Source organism: Pontibacillus yanchengensis (genome assembly GCF_009856295.1).
Taxonomy (GTDB): Bacteria; Bacillota; Bacilli; order Bacillales; family BH030062; genus Pontibacillus; species Pontibacillus yanchengensis_A.
This window is the reverse complement of the sequence record NZ_WMEU01000001.1, coordinates 1,003,768-1,023,043: the sequence shown is the minus strand read 5'-3', so window position 1 is coordinate 1,023,043 and position 19,276 is coordinate 1,003,768. Positions and strand designations below refer to the sequence as shown.

Here is a 19,276-nt window from a genome sequence, read left to right as displayed (position 1 = left end):
AATAGCTGGTATTTAAAGGTATTTGGTGCCGTTTGTCGAAACTAAGGTTGGAACTTTACTTTCTATTTACATTTCTTAGAACGAAGACAAACGTTATGGGTAAAAGGGGGAAGGCATGTGATTTCATCCGTTCAAAAAATTTCCAAAATTCTGAATTGCTTCACCAAAGAAGAACCTGCTCTTGGTAATTTGGAAATAGCGGAGAAACTTAACATGAATGCAAGTACAGTGAATCACCTTGTTCGTACACTATGTCAGGAGGGAATGCTTATTCAAGACAGTCGAAAGAAATATCGACTGGGATGGAAGCTGCTTGAATGGAGCAACCATGTCATGTATCAACAAGATATTTACAATGAAGCTACTCCTTTCTGTGAAAGATTGATTAGAAAATTTCATGGAACTGTTCATATCGGAATGTTCGATGCAGGAGAGGTTCGCTTTGTACTTAAAGTTCAATCTAAAGAATCCCTTCCAGTACCAACCTATATTGGTGCAACTAAACCCGCATATTGTACCAGCACAGGGAAGGTGTTATTAGCACATAATCCTGCGTTAATTAAGCCAACGATTGCGAAAGGTCTAATGAAGCTAGCTCCAAATACAATTACGGATGTACCTAGTCTTGAAGAAGAATTGAAGAAAATCAAAAGACAGGGGTACGCCATTAGTAATAACGAAAATGAACTTGGTTTATATGGAATTGCTGCTCCGATTCGTTCCTATACAGGTCAAACCATTGCAGCGTTAAACATGGTTGGACCTATTTCATATATGAACGGTAGAAACCGTGAAGATATGATCAAAAACGTTGTAAGTACAGCGGAAAATATCTCAAAAGATTTAGGTTATATTAGCGCTTTATGAAAGCGGTTTCAAAAAATGTGAAGGAGGACTATTATGTCTACAAAATCTACATCTTTTCTACAGTCAAGAGTAATGGATTTAATGAAAACCGTGGAGGAAAACAAGCATTTATTACAACCTCCAGTAAACAACAAGGTTCTTTGGGAAGATTCCGAGTATATTGCTATGCTACTTGGCGGTCCGAACAAGCGCCGAGATTTCCATATCGATCCTGCAGATGAATTCTTTTATCAAATGAAAGGCAGCGCATTTGTTGAGTGTATAAATGGTGATGGAGAGCGTGAAGTCGTTGAAGTTGGTGAAGGAGAAATTTTCATGCTTCCTGCTAATGTACCACATTCACCACACCGTGTAGCAGACTCTTATGGTATTGTCATTGAACGTAAACGTGGTGAGGGAGAGCTTGAGAGTTTCTCGTGGTTCTGTGATAACTGTAATCATGAAATGCACCGAGCTACCGTACAGTTGACAGATATAGGTACACAGGTGAAAGAAGCGATTGAAAACTTTAATGGAAGCGAGGAGCTTAGAACGTGTAAAGAATGCGGTTATGTGATGCCTCCTGAAGCAAAGGAATGGAAAGCATGAGAGTAGACTTTCACACTCACGTTATCCCAAAAGAAATACCCAACTTTGCAGAAAAATATCCCGGAAAGTGGCCGACACTTCATCAAACTTGTGCTTGTGGAGCCAATATTATGGTAGAAGGTAATGTATTTAGAGAAGTAACGGATCAAGTGTGGGATTCCCAAAAGAGAATTAAAGATATGGATAGGGAAGGTGTAGATATCCAAGTTTTATCTCCGATACCAGTTACATTTTCATACTGGGCAGATGTGAAGGCAGCTACTGAAATGGCAATGGTTCAAAATGATTTCATTTCCCAAACAGTAAAAGAAAATCCAGCTCGATTTCTTGGTTTGGGGACTGTCCCTATGCAAGATGTGAAGGCTGCAGTGAAGGAAATGGAACGTTGCGTACAGGAGCTAAATTTGTATGGGATAGAAATTGGTACAAACATCAATGGAGAAAACCTTGATGCACCCCAATTCCTTGAATTCTTTGAAAAAGCTGAAGAATGGAATGTTCCATTATTTATACACCCTTGGGAAACGCTAGCTAAAGACAGAACACCACGCCATAACTTTATGTACACTGTTGGCATGCCAAGTGAAACGGCGCTAGCTGCTGCAAGTTTAATCTGGAGTGGTGTTCTAGAGAAATTTCCAAGATTGAAGATTTGTTTTGCACATGGAGGAGGATCATTCCCTTATATTCTTCCAAGATTGGATCAAGGATGGGAAGTTTGGCCGCATTTACGACTGACACCGCATCCACCTAGCCATTATGCACGGAACTTTTACTTTGATTCACTAAACTATGATTCTATTAATATCAATTATTTAATTGAACGTTTTGGTCATGATCGTGTATTGATGGGGTCAGATTACCCATTTTTATTGAGAGAAACCCCCCCTGGGAAAGTAATCAATAACATGGAAAATCTCACAGAAGAGCAAAAACGAATGATTCTTGGAGAGAATGCCCTCCGATTCCTAAATGTAAAGGAGAAGAAGCTTAATTATGGGACAAAAAGTCATGACGCCAGAGGTAAGGCTGCAAAATCTGGGACTTGAATTGTCCCCAATACGTCCAGCAGTTGGAAATTACGTAAGTCATGTGAAAGTAGGTAACTTGATTTATACAGCCGGCCAAGGAGTAGATGAGTATCATGGGAAGCTTGGTCGTGACCTAGAAGTAATAGATGGTTATCACGCTGCTCGTATCTCGATGTTGAATCTATTAAATGTGTTGAAATTCGAACTTGGAGAACTTAACAAGGTGAAGCGTGTCGTCAAAATCCTTGGGATGGTTAATTGTACAGAAGATTTTATCGATCAGCCTAAAGTAATTGATGGAGCTTCAGACCTTCTTGTCGATGTGTTTGGTGAAAAGGGACGTCATGCTAGGTCAGCAGTAGGCATGGCACAGCTCCCTGGTGGTACTGCAATTGAAATTGAAATGATTGTAGAAGTTGAAGGGTAAGATGGTGACACATGTGTCACCATCTTTCCTTAAATGATATGGGTTAAGTAAGGGAGGAAGCCAATTTGAAAACCAAAGAGAAGATGATTAACAAGGTTCGTCCAATTGATTGTCGTCATTTTATTAATGGACAATATGTTGATTCAGATAAAGGTAGAACCTTTGACAATATCAATCCAGCTACAGAAGAAGTCATAGGAGTTGTAGCAGAAGGCACGCAAGAGGAAGTCGATGCAGCAGTTCAAGCTGCTAAACGAGCATTAAAAGGACCCTGGTGTGAGTTTACCCCTAATGAACGTTCCAATGTGTTGCGCCGTATTGGGGACATTATTTTAGAGAGAAAAGAAGAATTAGCAATTCTTGAGGCTATGGATACAGGGAAGCCATATGAGATGGCCTTGGAAGTTGATATTACAAGAGCTGCCTATAACTTTCATTTCTTTGCTGATTATCTAACATCCTTAGGGACAGAAGCCTATCAGCAAGATGATCAGGCTCTTCATTATGCAATCCGTCGCCCTGTAGGTGTTGTAGGGATGATCAATCCATGGAATTTACCATTACTCCTTTTAACATGGAAGATGGCACCATGTCTAGCAGCAGGTAATACAGCTGTAATGAAACCTGCTGAATGGACACCTATGACTGCGACTGTTTTAGCTGAAATAATCAAAGAGGCTGGCGTACCGGATGGGGTAGTGAATCTAGTACATGGTTTTGGTCCAAATGCTGCTGGATCAGCATTGACTGAACATCCTGATGTAGATGCGATTACCTTTACTGGTGAGACGAAAACAGGATCAGCCATTATGAAAGCTGCTGCACCAACTTTAAAGAAGCTGTCATATGAGCTGGGAGGTAAGAATCCAAATATTATTTTCGCAGATGCAGATCTAGATGAAGTAATTGATACGACATTGAAATCAAGTTTTATGAATCAAGGTGAAGTATGTTTGTGTGGTTCGCGAATTTATGTTGAACGTCCCGTTTATGAAGCCTTTCTAGAGAAGTTCGTAGACAGAACGAAACAACTGCAAGTAGGTGATCCCTTTAAGGAAGGTACAAAAGTAGGGGCAGTCATCTCGAAAGAACATTACGACCGTGTTCAACAATATATCGGAATCGCTAAAGAAGAGGGGGGAACAATTGTTGCGGGTGGTGGACGTCCGAAAGGTGAACAAAAAGGATACTATATCGAGCCAACAATTGTTACTGGATTGACACGTGATTCACGTTGTGTGAGAGAAGAAATATTCGGACCAGTCGTAACTGTTTTACCATTCGATGAAGAAGAAGATGTCATTGAGCAAGCTAATGACACCCACTATGGATTAGGTACAACCATTTGGACAAATGATTTGCGTCGTGCTCACCGTGTTGCTCATAAAGTAGAAGCTGGAATCATATGGGTCAACACATGGTATTTACGTGACCTGCGAACTCCATTTGGTGGATTGAAACAAAGCGGGATTGGTCGTGAAGGTGGCATGCATAGCTTTGAATTTTACAGTGAGCTCTCGAATATAACGATTAAGCTTTAACATATAGGAACAAAGAAAGGAGGTAAGGTCATTGAGTGAAAACATACTAACAAAAGAGCTAGGGCAGTTGGTGAAACACATTGAGCGTCCGGAAACAACTCATCAATGTGTTCAACCATTAACGGCTCTAAAGCAAGACTTAACCATTGATGAAGCTTACCAAATTCAACTGAGAATCATTCAACATAAAGTAGAGCGAGGAGCTCATATTGTCGGGAGGAAGATAGGCTTAACGTCACTTGCGATGCAGGAACTACTTGGTGTTGATGAACCAGATTATGGTCATTTGTTGGACAATATGGTGGTGGAGAATGGAGGCCAGATTCCTCAGGGCAAAGTTCTTCAGCCAAAAACTGAAGGGGAAATTGCTTTTGTGCTAAAAGAAGATTTAAGAGGTCCCAATGTAACTGTAGAAGATGTATTGAATGCAACCAATTACGTTGTACCTGCTATAGAGATAGTAGACAGTCGAATTGCAGATTGGAATATTACCTTACAAGATACCATTGCAGACAATGCCTCTTCAGGGCTTTATGTACTAGGTCATCAAAAGGTTGCTGTAGAAGATGTGGATCTTGCTGAAATTCAGATGGAATTATTTAAAAATGGAGAATTGATGAACACAGGAAAAGGTTCAGCGGCACTCGGAAATCCTGCTAAATGTGTTGCCTGGCTTGCCAATAAACTATTTGAATATGATAGTTCATTAAAGAGTGGAGAAGTGATTCTTTCGGGTGCACTATCTTCAGCTGTGAATGCTATAGCTGGTGATGAATTTACAGTGAGAATGGATCAATTAGGAGACGTATCAGTTACGTTTACTAGATAACCTTTCACATAACTAATGGAAGGAGAAGTGTACACATGACAAAAGTAAAAGTCGGTATTATCGGGTCCGGCAATATTGGAACTGATCTTATGTTGAAATTACTCCGATCTGACAAACTTGAAATTACAACGATGATTGGTATTGATCCTGAATCAGATGGCCTTAAACAGGCAAAGAGCTATGGTATTCGTGTTATCGATACGGGTATTGACGGGTTTTTAGAAAACCCAGAACTTGCAGACATTCTGTTTGATGCCACATCTGCTAATGCCCATGCTTATCATACAGAGAAATTAAAACCTTTAAACAAAAAGATACTGGACTTAACACCTGCTGCACTGGGCCCATTTGTGGTCCCGCCAGTTAATCTCGGTTCCCATATGGATGAACCTGATGTAAACATGATCACCTGTGGTGGGCAAGCAACGATTCCAATTGTTAATGCGGTCCAACAAGTGTGTGATGTCGAATACGCTGAAATCGTCGCAACGATTTCTAGTAAAAGCGCCGGACCAGGTACTCGCGCTAATATTGATGAATTTACGGTTACAACATCCAGGGGGATTGAAAATGTTGGTGGAGCTAAAAGAGGTAAAGCTATTATTATCCTCAATCCTGCTGAACCACCGATTATTATGAGAGATACTGTTTATTGTCTTGTTAAAGAAGAACAAATAGACGAAGCAAAAGTCACTGAATCAATTAATCAAATGGTCAAAAAGGTTCAGGAATACGTTCCAGGCTATCGTATGAGAACAGAACCTATTTTTGACGGCAATAAGGTAACCGTTTTTCTAGAAGTAGAAGGAGCTGGAGATTACCTTCCTATTTACTCAGGAAACCTAGATATTATGACAGCATCCGCTGTAAAGGTAGCAGAGGAGCTTGCCAAGTATCAAGATGCACAAAAAGCATGAGTCTACTCATTTTTAGTTTGAAATGAAAGGAGTTTCTAAGTGAATAAACGAGATGTATATATTACAGAAGTAGCGCTGCGAGATGGTAGCCATGCTATAAATCATAGCTACACAATAGACCAGGTTACAGAAGTAGCGAAAGCCTTAGATGAAGCACATGTACCTTTTATCGAAGTATCTCATGGAGATGGTCTTGGAGGATCATCATTGCAATATGGACTTTCCACAACAAATGAAATGGAATTAATCTCTGCAGCTGTGTCCGTCTGTAAACAAGCTGATATAGCGGTTCTTCTATTGCCAGGCATTGGAACTGTGGGAGATTTAAAAGAAGCAGCCAATATTGGTGCAAGAATGGCCCGTATCGCAACCCATGTAACCGAAGCAGATGTTTCCAAACAACATATTAAAGTGGCCAAAGAGCTTGGAATGGAGACTGTCGGATTCCTAATGATGGCTCATATGGTTCCAACAGAAAAACTGATTGAACAAGCGAAATTGATGGAAAGCTATGGAGCTGACACAGTGTATGTAGTAGATTCGGCTGGTGCTTTGCTCCCCCATCAGGTAAAAGAGCGCATTAGAGCTCTTAGAGAAGCCTTAAACGTAAATGTAGGTTTTCATGGACATAACAACCTTTCACTTGCAATGGCCAATACTTTAGTTGCCATTGAAGAAGGTGCTACAAGAGTTGATGGAAGTGTTCGATGCCTTGGAGCAGGAGCAGGTAACACCCAAACTGAGGTCCTAGTTTCGGTGCTAGACAGAATGAATATAACTACAGCGATTGACCTATATAAAATGATGGATGTTGCTGAAGATATAGTTGCGCCTATACTAGACCAACCACAGGAGATTACGAAAGGTAGTCTTGTATTAGGGTACGCAGGAGTCTATTCTAGTTTTCTTCTTCACGCTAATCGAGCAGCACAGAAGTTTAACCTGGATCCTAGAGATATATTAATTGAGCTAGGAAAACAAAAGGTTGTCGGTGGCCAGGAAGATATGATTTTGGATGTGGCAAGTGACATTGCCCAAAAGCGAATGACGTTTTCGACATAGAAAGGAGCGAAGAACATGGAAACCAACACACTTCAATTAAAACAGATAGCTGAAATGATAGACTCTCACCAAACGAATGGAACAGAGATGGACAAAATCACCATTAATCATCCTTCGTTAACTGTAGATGAAGCATATGAAATTCAAACCCTTTGGAGCGATACAGCAGAAAATCGAGGAGATCACATGATTGGATGGAAGATGGGACTTACAAGCAAGGTAAAGCAAGAATCAGTTGGTGTAAAAGAACCTATTTATGGACGCCTGACCCAATCAATGGAAGTCAATCATCCTGTGTTACTTCTTGACACGTTGATCCATCCAAGGGTTGAACCTGAAATTGCCTTTGTCATGAACAAGGAGGTAAAGGGAGGTAATGTAACACCAAAGGATATTTGGATGGCAACAGAGATGATCATGCCAGCTATAGAAGTCATTGACAGTCGTTATAGAAACTTCTCGTTTACGCTTGAGGATGTAGTTGCTGATAATGCGTCTTCTTCACGTTTTTTCCTTGGAGATCAAGCATTTTCTCCTTATCATACTTCACTGAGTGATGTGGAAGTGACGATGTCTAAAAATGGTGAAGTTGTTCAATCTGGACTAGGTTCTGCAGTTCTTGGGCACCCAGTGAGATCGATTGTTGAGCTAACAACTATGATTAATCGGTCTGGACTCTCCATTCAACCAGGCATGGTAATCTTAACAGGTGGCATTACGGAAGCTGTAAACGTCTATAACGGTGATCAAATTGACGTAGATTTCGGACCACTCGGCAAGATGAATATTGACGTTCGTTAATCATAAGGAGGATCCACATGCCTATTGCCTTTCTTCATATCCTTGAAGGACGAAATAAAGAAACGAAGAATCAATTAATAGCTGAAGTTAGCGAGGCGATGAGCCGTACCCTTGAGGTAGATCCTAGTAAAGTCCGTGTCCTCGTTCAAGAAGTTCCGAAAGAACACTGGGCCGAAGCTGGCATAACAAAAGCAGATAGACTTTAGAATAATGGCAATGAATCTGATTTTTAATGAGTAGATAATCTGGACAGAAGGAGGTGACGTGAATGAGAATACACCATAACCACCCCCCAAATTTGCCTTCGAGTGTTGTGGCCATCGGCGCTTTTGACGGTGTACATCGTGGGCATCAAAGGGTAATATCTCAGGCCGTCAAACGAAGCAAGAAGTACAACGTTCCAACCGTAGTATATACGTTTGACCCTTCGCCTCGCTCTTATTTTCAAGGAGCACGAATTTTAACAACTATTGAAAAGAAAATCGAGCATATTCAGAGGTTAGGAGTAGATCATGTCGTCATTGCTCGGTTTGATGAAACTTATATTAATAGAACTCCCGCTAGTTTCATAGATGAACTAACAAATATTTCTCCACTTGAAATACATGTGGGTAGAGACTTTCGATTTGGAAAGAACCGTTCCGGGGATGTTGATCTATTAGCTGAGCACTTCCAACTTCAACTCACGGAGTCTGTTTGTTGTCCAGGTGGTACTATTATTTCATCTACTCGCATTCGTAATCTACTTTCACAAGGAAACATACAAGAAGCTACCTTTTTGTTAGGATGGTCATCTTCTAATTTCGTCTCTCAAGATTTTGCTTATCAATCAAACCCTTCCTAGTCCTTTTCAATAAGTTTTTTGTAAGCGTTTTACCTTTTTGTTTATTACTTATTAGGGGGAAATAATCAAATGAATACATTCACTAAATGGTTCATGTATCTAGTAGCACTGTCGCTTGTAGTATTCGCGTTGGCAGCATGTAACGAATCATCTGAATCTGGTGCTACTACTTCTGGTGAAAGCTCCGGAGACAATTCAGGAAAATCTTATTCCTTTAAGCTGGCACACATTACACCACCTACACACATGTGGCATAAAGGTGCAGAAAAGTTTAAAGAGGAACTTGAAGAACGTTCAGGTGGCAGAATGGAATTAGAGATTTATCCGTCCAGTCAGCTTGGTTCTGAAGCTGATATGGTGGAACAAATCGTTGCGGGTTCAGTTGACTTTGGTTTAATTACTGCTGCATATATGAGTTCACGTGAGCAAGCTTTCGCAGCTTGGTTTACGCCTTATGCATTTGAAGATTTAGAAGCAGCGAACGATGCACGTGATTCTGAGGTCGCTAAGAAAATACTTGGCACATTAGATCAACAAGGATTAGTAGGGTTGGATTACTTGTTCGCAGGTCAGCGTGTCATGTTGTTTAAAGATAAAGAAGTAAAGAGTACGTCAGATATGGATGGACTTAAACTACGCGTTACACCTAGTCCACCAATGCAGGATTTCTACACATCTACAGGAGCATCAACTGAAGGGCTACCATTACCAGAAGTGTATTCAGCAGTACAAACTGGTGTAATTGATGGAATGGATATGGACCTTGATGCAACCATCACAAATAAATATCACGAAGTAGTTGATCATGCTGCTGTTACAAATCACATGGTATGGCCAGCCATTGCGATGGCGAACAAATCTACTTTTGAAGGAATGTCAGAAGAAGACCAACAAATTGTTAGAGAATCTATCAAAGCAGCTGCAGAATATACAGCTATGACAAGAGCGGGTAAGGAAGAAGATTTTAAGCAACAGCTAAAGGATGAGGGAATGAATGTATACGAGCTAGATGAATCGTTATTTAAAGAACAGAAAGAAATGTTTGATGAGAAATACGGTAAGAAAGATCCACTTATTCAAGAATTTATCGATTCATTCCGCTAAGAGACAGAAGGAGGGAAGACAGATGAGGACAATAAGTCATGGTATTTCCAAAATAGAAAAAGGTATCTCCATTTTATTAATGTTTTCAATGGCCATTGTAGTTACTCTTGCTGTAGCCTTTCGATACGTATTGCAATCACCCCTATCATGGGCGGGAGAGATTTCTGTTTTCTTACTCATATGGATTAGTTTTATTGGCGGCAGTCTGGGACTTAAATATAAGTCCCAGGCAGCAGTCACCATTGTAGTGGAATACATTCCTGAGAATATTAAAAGAATGGTCATGATAGTAGGGCATATATGTATGCTCCTTTTTCTATTTATCTTAATCTATTACAGCTTCACTTGGATTTTATCTCCAAGTGTTTCTTATCAAAAGTCAACCACATTATTAGTACCAATGTGGATTCCGTATATGGCTGTTCCTTTGGGCCTAACCTTTGCGGCAGTACACCTACTTTCCAACCTATTTGATATTTTTCAAAAGGGGGAGAGCCAATGAGTATGGTAGTTATTATCTTATTTTTTGTGTTCTTGTTCATGGCCATTCCAATATCTCTTGTTCTAGGAATGACGACTATCCTTTACTTTTTAATGGAGGGGAATGGCACATTAATGCAATCCACACCGATGCGTCTGTACTCTGGATTGGACAACTTTGGCTTACTAGCGATTCCCTTGTTTATGTTGGCAGGTGAATTGATGAATGGTGGGGGGATTACAACCCGTCTTGTTAAATTTGCTAAAGTATTATTTGGCCATGTGCGAGGAGGTCTTGCCTATGTAACAATCGTCTCGAATATGTTTTTAGCTTCTATACTAGGATCAGCAAATGCACAAGCCGCCATGATGAGTAAAATTATGGTTCCTGAAATGGAAAGGGAGGGTTATAAAAAAGAGTTTTCTTCTGCTTTGACCCTTGCCTCTTCTATCGTGGCACCTATTATCCCTCCAAGTATGATTTTTATTATATATGGAACCCTTTCTGGTACATCCATTGGTGGTTTATTCATGGCAGGAATTGTTCCGGGGATACTTTATGGAATAGGGTTTATTACGTTAATTAGCATTATAGGCTATAAATACAATTTTCATAAAAGTGAACGGGCAACATGGAAGGAAATCTTTAAGAGCACATTTAATGTATTACCAGCCTTACTCGTACCAGTCATTATTATAGGGGGCATCATTAGCGGAGCTTTCACGGCTACTGAATCAGCAGCCATCGCATCAGTCGTTGCTTATATTGTCGGCACATTTTTCTATAGAGAATTAAAATGGAGAAAAATACCCGAGATCCTCATTAATACAGTGGTTACTTCTGCTACCGTAACCTTTCTGATTGCAATGGCCAACATATTTGGTTGGATGATTGCATTTGAACAAATTCCTCAGGCAATCGTTTCTGGTATGACATCACTTTCTGATAATCCATTCGTCTTTTTATTGCTAGTAAACATCTTTCTTCTATTATTAGGGGCGGTGTTGGATGGCATTGCAGCTCTTATAATCCTAGTCCCCGTATTTATGCCTCTACTAACAGTATATGAAATAGACCCAATACATTTTGGGGTTATCATTTGTATTAACTTGACTCTCGGATTACTAACACCACCAGTTGGTACAGGTCTGTTTATTGTATCATCAATCGCACAAGTCCGTTTTGAAAAGCTTGTACGATCTGTAGCGCCTTTCCTTATTATGGGGGTACTTATTCTTTTTGTGATTACATATTGGGAGGCAGCAATACTGTTTATACCGAATTGGTTGGGATTGTAAATTATGAGTTTTTTTGTTTGTATATTTCTTAGTAACCTAACACTTATCTTTATCCAAGATAAGTGTTACTTTGTGTGAATATGTGATAGGAGAAAATGATATTGCAGGAGGCTAATGGTGTAGATTACGATTATAGAAAGTAAACAATGAAGGAGGTCGTTTATATATGCTATTAGAATGCATTGTACAAAATAAACAAGAAGCTAAGGAAGCAGAAAAACTAGGCGTGGACCGTGTAGAGTTGGTTTCAGCCATGCAAGAAGGAGGTCTAACGCCGAGCTACGGAACGATAAAACAAGTATTAGAGAGCGTAGACATCCCGGTCCAGGTTATGATTCGTCCCCATAGCTACGGTTATGTTTATAACGAAGAGGATTTTCAAGTCATATGTGAGGATATTCGTGCGATACAGGAACTTGGCGGGAACCGAATCGTCTTTGGTGCGTTACATGAGGATTTCACAATTAATGAGAAGATGCTTCAAGAGTTCATAACAAGGTTTCCTGATCTGAATATCACATTCCACAGGGCTTTCGATGAAATAGCATCACAGGAAGAAGCCTATAAAACGCTATCAAAATATCATTCGAATGTGAAGCAAATCTTAACATCAGGCGGTGCTTCTAATTGTGAAGAGGGGAAGGAAGAGTTAGCAAAACTAGTACACCTTTCTCGGGAACACGATGGTCCTATTATTATGCCTGGTGGAGGCATGAAGCCTTCTAATTTAGGACGGGTTCACCATGTGGCAGGGGCAGAAGCGTATCATTTTGGAAAATCGGTACGAATGGATAACTCCTTTGCGAACGGGTTAGATGCGGAAGTTGTAAAAGGGTTGCTTGAGAATACTCAAGATAGGTAACAAGCAAAAATGGGGTCTAGCACTAATCATAATATTATGATTAGTGCTTATTAATTTAAGAAAACTATTGAGTGCATTACATAATTTTGAAATAATAGTTGCAACTAAGTATGAAACATGAAGGAATGGTTGTGTGTGAAAAGAGGAGTGCTGCTATTTTTGACTATGCTAATTGCCATAGTTGGGTGTGCACCAAAACAAAACATAGATATGATGACACTTCTATATGAAACAAAGTATATATCGGAAGTCGATATCAAATTTGAAGATTATTATTACGATGTAACAGAGTTGGCAAGAACCACCAAACCAAGCAAGATGGAAGATTATATTGCCATTATAGAAGGGCTTGAATTAAAGAAAGTAAGAAAGCAACAGATTAGTGAATTAGATAGCAAAATGAAAAGGTATAGAGTGAAAGGCGAGTCGCTAGTAACAAATCTAAGTTACCAAAAGAATGATACCTCCTATAACATCATGATAGAAATCTCATCTGATGGATTTGGCTTTTTGGTAGACTTCAAGGATACATCCTCATCTGATGAAATGTATCAAATAACCAACGCTACTTCAGAGACCTTCTCGAAAATCCATACATATTATGAATCTATCTATAAAAAAGTCCCTCCCGAGAACGATAATGGTTTAGATTCAAAGACTGATTTAAGGCTTGATGAAGAGTGAGGGTTATAAATGTACAAACTAAAAGCAATACCTGTATGAATGATGGCTTGTTTTCTAATAATAGGTTGCCAAAGCAGCAATCTTAAGAGTGCGGAAGAGGTAACAAACATAGAAGTCATTGAATGGGACGGTCAGAAGCGAATTGCCTCGATTGATGACAAACAATTTATCCAGAAGATAGTAAAAGCCTTAGATCATGCCCAGAAAGAATCAACAGCAAACATGGACTTTAAGCAGCCTGATTATAAGTTGCATTTTAATCATAAGGAAAAGGCTTTGTTCACTATGGGATACTACAAAGAAGTTATCGTATTGAACAACAAAGTGAGATATTTCGATTATCAAGAGGGGGAGCTGTATAATGTTGAAATCCCCTTCCTTAAAGAAGCATATACGCAATAGAAAAACTGTTGTGAAGTTGCTATTAGAATAGAGGAACTTTAATAATGAAATGATCCACAAGTAATATCAGGAAACTTAAGTAATGATTGGAGAAATAAACATGGCTTTTTTATATGTGTTAGTAGCAGGCATGCTAGGACTTATTGTTATTGGACCAGCTGGTTCAGTGATTGGTGGCTTAATAGGATTGGTCTTTGGGGTTGCTCAATCAAATGGTAGAAGAATCCTGAGATTAGAAAAAGAGATAGCGGCTCTGAAAAATAACGATACTGAATAGTTACTCCCCACATAAACATTAGAATTGGAGGGTTACCGTTGAAAAAAATAGCAGCAACTTTAATGCTAGTGTTATTACTAGTAGCTTGCAATAATAACAATGACCCAACAAATACACTAACAGGTGAGGTATTAAATGTTGATAAATCCTACATAGGTGTAGAATGTTCTGATGAAGCAAAAGGAAATCAGCAACCACAATCATCAAAGATGTATGTATGCACGGTGAGAATAACAGATGACACTATATTCAGTAATGGCAATATGGAAGATTTGTCTGATGATTCTAAAGTGAAAGTAAAGTTAACCAAGAAGATGGACATAGACACACAGAAGAAATCTTCATTAAATGTAACTGCAAAAGAAATCATAATCAAATAAAGCTTTTATGAATTCTTAGTGCCTGCCACTATCCTAAGCTATTGAGGATAATGCTAGGCACTTTTTTAAGGCTACCTTAAAATTTCATCTACTGTTTTTATCTCAGCAAACCAGCGTAATACCTCATTATGATGATCGATAATATGTTGGGAACTAATGTATGGTTTATCAAACGTGCTATGTGTATCTTTTACGAGCGTGATCTTATATCTTTCGCTGAATCCTCTTCTACAAGTGGTATCGACACACGCTTCTGTTTGGATGCCAGTTAAATACAATTTATGGATGTTATGTTCTCTGAGTTGACTTTGTAAGGCAGTATCATAGAAGGAATCAGGAGTGGTTTTTTCTATCACAATGTCTTTGGGACGTGGGGATATGTTTTCATGGATATGCCAGCCTGGTGTGTTTTTTTCTAATGGGCTATTTTCTGGTCCGTTATGCTGAACAAATATAATCTTTAATCCTTTTTTATTTGCGAATTCTATCAACCTACTAATATTCTGTAATAAATTTTTTCCATTGTGTACTGGTGGTGCCATCGTAAACATTGCTTTTTGGACATCAATAATTACTAATGCTGCATTCAAAGAAGAAACCTCCTCTATTGGCAAGGAACGTGTGTTCTTGTTTAATTTAACATAAATTGTAATTATCTGTCTATTACTTTGATGAAAATATAACTTCATCATTCTCAAATATAATTTACCAAAATGATTCTTAGTCACAGACTAGTAAAATTTAAAAAAATTAGTTGGATTTTAAATGCTATCTTTAGTAGAATATGTAAATAACAGGTCATCTGATGACCTGTTATTTACACTGTTTTTTTGAAAGCGGCTATACGAATGTATTTATTCTCAATTACTATAAGATAGTAATAAATGTAGGTTGTCATGGAATTTGGAGGAAATCGCAGTGCAATATAAACAAATACGAACAAGAAAAATATACGAAGAAGTAGCTGATTCATTATTAGAAATGCTTCAAAAAGGTGAATTGAAACCAGGTGACAAACTAGACTCCGTAGAGCAATTGGCCAAAAACTTTAGCGTTGGTCGATCTGCTGTACGAGAAGCGTTAAGCGCATTACGGGCGACAGGTATACTGGAAATGAGGCAAGGAGAGGGGACGTTTGTAAAACAATTCGATCCTACCAAGTTTTCCATCCCTGTGTCAGTGGCTTTCATCATGAAACGTAAAGATATAAAAGAGTTAATGGATGTAAGAAAAATATTAGAGGTAGGAGCAGTATCAACAGCTGCATTGGAGTATAAGGAGGAGGATTTACTTCCTATTCAGGCCGCCTTAGATGATATGAGAAATGCGAATGATAATGGAGAACTTGGAGAAAAAGCAGACTTGGATTTTCATCTAGCTATCGCTCAAGCAACACATAATCAAATGCTCGTTAACTTAATGAACAGTGTATCTGAAATTATGATGGAAGCAATGCGAGAGGCGCGTAAACTTTGGTTTGATTCAGAAAAGAGAACGTGTAAGCTTCTAGAAGAGCATAAGCTTATTTACGAAGCAATTGAGAATCGTGATCCAGATAAAGCTCAAGAGCGAATGCTATTTCACTTAACACAAGTAGAAGAAGCACTATTTCAATACATCGATTAAAGAACAAAGTTCAAGCGCCCACTTAGCGAAGTATATGCTGCGGCCTAGTAGGTTTGTTCGATGTTGCTGCACGATGCAGCGGTCTTAATGAACATCCTTTAAAACCGTAGAAGATAAAGGCAACATGAAAACATACGTGATTCGATGTTAACTTATCGTACGGAGGCGAGGGAAGTATACTAGTTGCTGGGCGCTTGCGCTAGATTTGTAAGCGCCCAGCATGAATACACATAATAGAAAAGGTTCTAATGCCAGAACCTTTTCTTTTCCTGAGTCATCAGATGACCTGTTTAATAGAATTCTGAAAATGGAGTGGAGGAAGCAACATGAAAGTATCCTTATTTATTACCTGTTTATGCGACATTATCTCTTCGGATGTTGGTAAAGATACGGTTGAGGTGTTGGAGAAATTAGGGTGCGAGGTAGATTTCCCAGAGCAACAAACTTGTTGTGGTCAACCTGCTTATAATAGTGGGTATTTATCTAAATCGAAAGAAGCTATGAAACAAATGATCAGGGCCTTCAAAGATTCCGAGTATGTAGTAGGTCCATCTGGTTCGTGCGTTGCTATGTTGCATGAATACCCTAAGATATTTAAAGGGGATCCACAATGGGAGGAGGAAGCCAACAAATTAGCTGCAAAATCCTATGAATTTACTCAATTTATTGTAGACGTATTGGGCAGAGTAGATGTTGGTTCCACATTTAAAGGTATTGTAACGTACCACAGGTCATGCCATATGACCCGGTTATTAGGAGTGAAAGACGCTCCGCAGAAACTATTAGAACATGTGGAAGGAATTCAATTAAGAGAGCTTCCTTTATGTGAGGATTGTTGTGGGTTTGGAGGTACTTTTGCGATAAAAAACCCGGAAATTTCCGAGCAAATGGTTAAGGAAAAGACAGAACATATCATGGAAACAGAAGCAGAGTATGTAATTGGTGGAGATATGGGATGTTTGATGAACATTGGCGGAAGACTCAGCCGGGATAATAGAGACGTTAAAGTGTTGCATATAAGTCAGGTGCTAAACAGCTAGAAAGGGGATCAAATCATGGCTATTAAGTTAGGGGAAGCTTCTTATAAAGAAAGGATTCAGTCTGGAATTGAAAACGATTTTATGAGAGGAGCGGTTTCTTCGGCACAAGGACGATTTCGTTCTGGTCGACTAAAGGCTGCCGAAGAGTTAGGGAATTGGGAAGATTGGAGAACTCGAGGGAAAGAAATTCGTACACATACACTCGAGAACATCGATTTCTACTTACAACAATTAAGTGATGAAGTTTCCAAGCGTGGTGGCAACGTCTTTTTTGCCGAAACAGCTGAGGAAGCCAATGAATATATTAATAATGTAGTAAAACAAAAAGAAGCAAAGAAAGTAGTTAAATCAAAGTCGATGGTAACCGAAGAAATAGGGTTGAATGAGGCTTTGGAGGAAGCTGGTAGTGAAGTCATTGAGACAGATCTCGGTGAATGGATACTGCAAATGGATGAAGATCCTCCTTCCCATATCGTGACCCCAGCGTTGCACAAAAACAAAGAACAAATAAGAGAAACTTTTGCGAGTAAAAAAGGGTACAAGAACTCCGACATGCCAGAAGAACTAGCAACGTTTGCCAGAGAGCAGTTAAGGAAGGAATTCTTATCAGCAGATGTAGGCATTACAGGATGTAATTTTGCGGTCGCAGAATCCGGAGCCATCACATTCGTTACCAATGAAGGGAATGCTAGACTTGTTACTTCCTTGCCAGATACACAAATATCCGTCATGGGGATGGAGAGGTTAGCTCCGACTTGGGAAGACATGGAAGTGTTAGTGAGTCTATTGACGAGGGCAGCGGTGGGACAAAAGCTAACGAGTTATGTAACCGCTATTACAGGAACTCGACTAGAGGACGAGGTAGATGGTCCGGAAGAATATCATTTAGTAATCGTAGATAATGGTCGTTCTAAGATACTAGGTACTGAATTCCAATCTGCTCTACACTGCATTCGTTGTGCAGCGTGTATTAATGTATGTCCTGTATATCGTCATGTAGGTGGACATTCTTACAATTCTGTTTATCCTGGACCCATCGGAGCAGTACTAACACCGTTGTTGGATGGATACGACGATCATAAGGAACTACCATACGCTTCCACATTATGTGCCGCTTGTACAGAGGCATGCCCTGTCAAGATCCCGTTACATGAACAATTGATACGACATAGAGAAATCATCGTGGAGCGAGAAAAGAAGTCCCCTAAAAGCGAACAGATGATGATGGAAGGCTTTGCGAAGTGGGCATCTCATCCCGCAGCGTATAAATTAAGTGCCAAGATGGCAAGAACATCACTGAAGCCTTGGACGAAAGACGAAACCATCAAGAATGGACCTGGACCACTAAAAGGATGGACAGATGTACGTGATTTCCCAGCACCAAGTAAGCAAAGCTTCCGATCTTGGTTCAAGTCCAGACAAAAAACGGAAAGGGGGCACTAGCTAATGAGTATTCAAAACAGAGATAGCTTTCTTCAAAATGTGGCTAATAATCTTGGGAGACCCCGAAGGACAGAACAGGTAGAGAGACCCTCTTTTACGGTTGCGCCACAATGGGAAGTGTTTAAAGAACATACGCAAGATGAGTTAACCGATGAATTAGAGGCACACTGCAACGTTATTCATACGACATGCAAACGAACTACCGTATCTGAATTGCCACATGTATTATGGGAAACAGTAAAAGGATACGATGGAAAGTCTGTTATTGCTTCAGATGACAAGCGAAACAATGCATTTGGAGTAACATCTTTTTATAAAGAACTGGAAGAGCAAGGAGTAGAGTTTCATTTATGGAACCCATCGGATGGGCACTATAACATGGAATTTGCCGAGCGGGCAGATGTAGGCATCACCTTTAGTGATATCACCCTAGCAGAATCAGGTACAGTGACACTGTTTAACAATAGTGGGAATGGACGGGCTATTAGTCTATTACCAAGAACCTATATAGCAATTATTCCGAAAAGCACCCTTGTTCCTCGAATGACCCAGGCTGCTAAGCATATTCACGATGCCAATCAAGAGGGACATCCAGTCTCCTCGTGTGTCAGTTTCATCACAGGCCCAAGTAATAGTGCTGATATTGAAATGAATCTAATCGTAGGTGTACACGGTCCCGTTGAAGTAACGTATATTATCGTGGAATGAACGTGCTATAACCTATAGAAAGAACCCCTCACAGAGTGTCCTACAGTTTGCGAGGGATTTTCTG

24 protein-coding genes are annotated in these 19,276 nt (G+C 39.6%); 23 read left to right on the top strand and 1 reads right to left on the bottom strand.

The window, feature by feature from the left end:
* Positions 1–117 precede the first annotated feature (117 nt).
* From GLW08_RS04965 to GLW08_RS04875, 19 genes are all read left to right on the top strand, one after another.
* Positions 118–867 carry an IclR family transcriptional regulator domain-containing protein gene (locus GLW08_RS04965; protein ID WP_160847432.1) on the top strand — a complete coding sequence of 250 codons (750 nt, stop codon included), beginning with the start codon at positions 118–120 and terminating at the stop codon, positions 865–867.
* Positions 868–900: 33 nt separating this feature from the next.
* Entirely contained in the window at positions 901–1,455 is a 555-nt protein-coding gene (locus tag GLW08_RS04960; protein ID WP_160847431.1) for a 3-hydroxyanthranilate 3,4-dioxygenase, read from the top strand.
* Complete coding sequence (locus GLW08_RS04955) at positions 1,452–2,504, top strand: amidohydrolase family protein (RefSeq protein ID WP_160847430.1); 1,053 nt, start codon at positions 1,452–1,454, stop codon at positions 2,502–2,504. The genes GLW08_RS04960 and GLW08_RS04955 overlap by 4 nt, the downstream gene beginning before the upstream one ends.
* A complete protein-coding gene (locus tag GLW08_RS04950) occupies positions 2,452–2,913 on the top strand; it encodes a RidA family protein (RefSeq protein ID WP_160847429.1) in 462 nt (153 codons plus the stop codon). Before GLW08_RS04955 ends, GLW08_RS04950 begins: the two co-directional genes overlap by 53 nt.
* Before the next feature lie 83 nt (positions 2,914–2,996).
* Positions 2,997–4,454: an aldehyde dehydrogenase gene (locus tag GLW08_RS04945; protein WP_160847908.1), complete on the top strand. Its 1,458-nt coding sequence runs from the start codon at positions 2,997–2,999 to the stop codon at positions 4,452–4,454.
* A 79-nt stretch (positions 4,455–4,533) separates the two neighbouring features.
* Positions 4,534–5,283, top strand: coding sequence for a 2-keto-4-pentenoate hydratase (locus tag GLW08_RS04940; protein WP_337193911.1), 750 nt, complete (start codon positions 4,534–4,536; stop codon positions 5,281–5,283).
* Between the two features lie 35 nt (positions 5,284–5,318).
* Positions 5,319–6,200 (top strand): acetaldehyde dehydrogenase (acetylating), encoded by an 882-nt coding sequence (locus tag GLW08_RS04935; protein WP_160847428.1) that lies wholly within the window; start codon positions 5,319–5,321, stop codon positions 6,198–6,200.
* Between the two features lie 39 nt (positions 6,201–6,239).
* Positions 6,240–7,262, top strand: coding sequence for a 4-hydroxy-2-oxovalerate aldolase (gene dmpG / locus GLW08_RS04930; RefSeq protein ID WP_160847427.1), 1,023 nt, complete (start codon positions 6,240–6,242; stop codon positions 7,260–7,262).
* 15 nt (positions 7,263–7,277) lie between these two features.
* Complete coding sequence (locus tag GLW08_RS04925; protein ID WP_160847426.1) at positions 7,278–8,063, top strand: 2-keto-4-pentenoate hydratase; 786 nt, start codon at positions 7,278–7,280, stop codon at positions 8,061–8,063.
* Positions 8,064–8,080: 17 nt separating this feature from the next.
* The gene (locus tag GLW08_RS04920) at positions 8,081–8,269 is read left to right on the top strand and encodes a 2-hydroxymuconate tautomerase family protein (RefSeq protein WP_160847425.1); all 189 of its coding nucleotides are present in this window, start codon (positions 8,081–8,083) and stop codon (positions 8,267–8,269) included.
* 62 nt (positions 8,270–8,331) lie between these two features.
* Entirely contained in the window at positions 8,332–8,907 is a 576-nt protein-coding gene (locus tag GLW08_RS04915; RefSeq protein ID WP_160847424.1) for an FAD synthetase, read from the top strand.
* A gap of 69 nt (positions 8,908–8,976) precedes the next feature.
* Complete coding sequence (locus tag GLW08_RS04910) at positions 8,977–10,011, top strand: TRAP transporter substrate-binding protein (RefSeq protein WP_160847423.1); 1,035 nt, start codon at positions 8,977–8,979, stop codon at positions 10,009–10,011.
* A 22-nt stretch (positions 10,012–10,033) separates the two neighbouring features.
* Positions 10,034–10,513 (top strand): TRAP transporter small permease, encoded by a 480-nt coding sequence (locus GLW08_RS04905; protein WP_160847422.1) that lies wholly within the window; start codon positions 10,034–10,036, stop codon positions 10,511–10,513.
* A complete protein-coding gene (locus GLW08_RS04900) occupies positions 10,510–11,790 on the top strand; it encodes a TRAP transporter large permease (protein ID WP_160847421.1) in 1,281 nt (426 codons plus the stop codon). Before GLW08_RS04905 ends, GLW08_RS04900 begins: the two co-directional genes overlap by 4 nt.
* A gap of 166 nt (positions 11,791–11,956) precedes the next feature.
* Positions 11,957–12,652 (top strand): copper homeostasis protein CutC, encoded by a 696-nt coding sequence (locus GLW08_RS04895; protein ID WP_160847420.1) that lies wholly within the window; start codon positions 11,957–11,959, stop codon positions 12,650–12,652.
* Between the two features lie 159 nt (positions 12,653–12,811).
* A complete protein-coding gene (locus GLW08_RS04890) occupies positions 12,812–13,336 on the top strand; it encodes a hypothetical protein (protein WP_160847419.1) in 525 nt (174 codons plus the stop codon).
* 39 nt (positions 13,337–13,375) lie between these two features.
* Entirely contained in the window at positions 13,376–13,738 is a 363-nt protein-coding gene (locus GLW08_RS04885; RefSeq protein ID WP_160847418.1) for a DUF5301 domain-containing protein, read from the top strand.
* Between the two features lie 100 nt (positions 13,739–13,838).
* Positions 13,839–14,015: a hypothetical protein gene (locus tag GLW08_RS04880; protein ID WP_160847417.1), complete on the top strand. Its 177-nt coding sequence runs from the start codon at positions 13,839–13,841 to the stop codon at positions 14,013–14,015.
* Positions 14,016–14,077: 62 nt separating this feature from the next.
* Positions 14,078–14,395, top strand: a complete 318-nt coding sequence (locus GLW08_RS04875; RefSeq protein ID WP_160847416.1) for a hypothetical protein — start codon at positions 14,078–14,080, stop codon at positions 14,393–14,395.
* A 71-nt stretch (positions 14,396–14,466) separates the two neighbouring features.
* Here GLW08_RS04875 and GLW08_RS04870 read toward each other — a convergent pair whose 3' ends face one another.
* On the bottom strand, positions 14,467–14,985 hold the full coding sequence (locus tag GLW08_RS04870; protein ID WP_160847415.1) for a cysteine hydrolase family protein: 519 nt from the start codon (positions 14,983–14,985) through the stop codon (positions 14,467–14,469).
* Positions 14,986–15,313: 328 nt separating this feature from the next.
* On the opposite strand from GLW08_RS04870, the gene GLW08_RS04865 reads away from it, so the two are divergent.
* From GLW08_RS04865 to GLW08_RS04850, 4 genes are all read left to right on the top strand, one after another.
* Positions 15,314–16,021 (top strand): FCD domain-containing protein, encoded by a 708-nt coding sequence (locus tag GLW08_RS04865; RefSeq protein ID WP_160847414.1) that lies wholly within the window; start codon positions 15,314–15,316, stop codon positions 16,019–16,021.
* 326 nt (positions 16,022–16,347) lie between these two features.
* On the top strand, positions 16,348–17,061 hold the full coding sequence (locus GLW08_RS04860) for a (Fe-S)-binding protein (protein WP_160847413.1): 714 nt from the start codon (positions 16,348–16,350) through the stop codon (positions 17,059–17,061).
* Between the two features lie 15 nt (positions 17,062–17,076).
* Positions 17,077–18,504: a LutB/LldF family L-lactate oxidation iron-sulfur protein gene (locus GLW08_RS04855; RefSeq protein ID WP_160847412.1), complete on the top strand. Its 1,428-nt coding sequence runs from the start codon at positions 17,077–17,079 to the stop codon at positions 18,502–18,504.
* A 3-nt stretch (positions 18,505–18,507) separates the two neighbouring features.
* Positions 18,508–19,212, top strand: coding sequence for a LutC/YkgG family protein (locus GLW08_RS04850; RefSeq protein WP_160847411.1), 705 nt, complete (start codon positions 18,508–18,510; stop codon positions 19,210–19,212).
* The last annotated feature ends 64 nt before the right edge of the window (positions 19,213–19,276 follow it).

Bases quoted from the DNA above. Each gene is read 5' to 3' on its own strand.
- GLW08_RS04960 (WP_160847431.1), top strand. From the start codon at position 901: ATGTCTACAAAATCTACATCTTTTCTACAGTCAAGAGTAATGGATTTA.
- GLW08_RS04955 (WP_160847430.1), top strand. From the start codon at position 1,452: ATGAGAGTAGACTTTCACACTCACGTTATCCCAAAAGAAATACCCAAC.
- GLW08_RS04950 (WP_160847429.1), top strand. From the start codon at position 2,452: ATGGGACAAAAAGTCATGACGCCAGAGGTAAGGCTGCAAAATCTGGGA.
- GLW08_RS04945 (WP_160847908.1), top strand. From the start codon at position 2,997: ATGATTAACAAGGTTCGTCCAATTGATTGTCGTCATTTTATTAATGGA.
- GLW08_RS04935 (WP_160847428.1), top strand. From the start codon at position 5,319: ATGACAAAAGTAAAAGTCGGTATTATCGGGTCCGGCAATATTGGAACT.
- GLW08_RS04925 (WP_160847426.1), top strand. From the start codon at position 7,278: ATGGAAACCAACACACTTCAATTAAAACAGATAGCTGAAATGATAGAC.
- GLW08_RS04920 (WP_160847425.1), top strand. From the start codon at position 8,081: ATGCCTATTGCCTTTCTTCATATCCTTGAAGGACGAAATAAAGAAACG.
- GLW08_RS04915 (WP_160847424.1), top strand. From the start codon at position 8,332: ATGAGAATACACCATAACCACCCCCCAAATTTGCCTTCGAGTGTTGTG.
- GLW08_RS04910 (WP_160847423.1), top strand. From the start codon at position 8,977: ATGAATACATTCACTAAATGGTTCATGTATCTAGTAGCACTGTCGCTT.
- GLW08_RS04905 (WP_160847422.1), top strand. From the start codon at position 10,034: ATGAGGACAATAAGTCATGGTATTTCCAAAATAGAAAAAGGTATCTCC.
- GLW08_RS04900 (WP_160847421.1), top strand. From the start codon at position 10,510: ATGAGTATGGTAGTTATTATCTTATTTTTTGTGTTCTTGTTCATGGCC.
- GLW08_RS04895 (WP_160847420.1), top strand. From the start codon at position 11,957: ATGCTATTAGAATGCATTGTACAAAATAAACAAGAAGCTAAGGAAGCA.
- GLW08_RS04885 (WP_160847418.1), top strand. From the start codon at position 13,376: ATGATGGCTTGTTTTCTAATAATAGGTTGCCAAAGCAGCAATCTTAAG.
- GLW08_RS04880 (WP_160847417.1), top strand. From the start codon at position 13,839: ATGGCTTTTTTATATGTGTTAGTAGCAGGCATGCTAGGACTTATTGTT.
- GLW08_RS04875 (WP_160847416.1), top strand. From the start codon at position 14,078: ATGCTAGTGTTATTACTAGTAGCTTGCAATAATAACAATGACCCAACA.
- GLW08_RS04860 (WP_160847413.1), top strand. From the start codon at position 16,348: ATGAAAGTATCCTTATTTATTACCTGTTTATGCGACATTATCTCTTCG.
- GLW08_RS04855 (WP_160847412.1), top strand. From the start codon at position 17,077: ATGGCTATTAAGTTAGGGGAAGCTTCTTATAAAGAAAGGATTCAGTCT.
- GLW08_RS04850 (WP_160847411.1), top strand. From the start codon at position 18,508: ATGAGTATTCAAAACAGAGATAGCTTTCTTCAAAATGTGGCTAATAAT.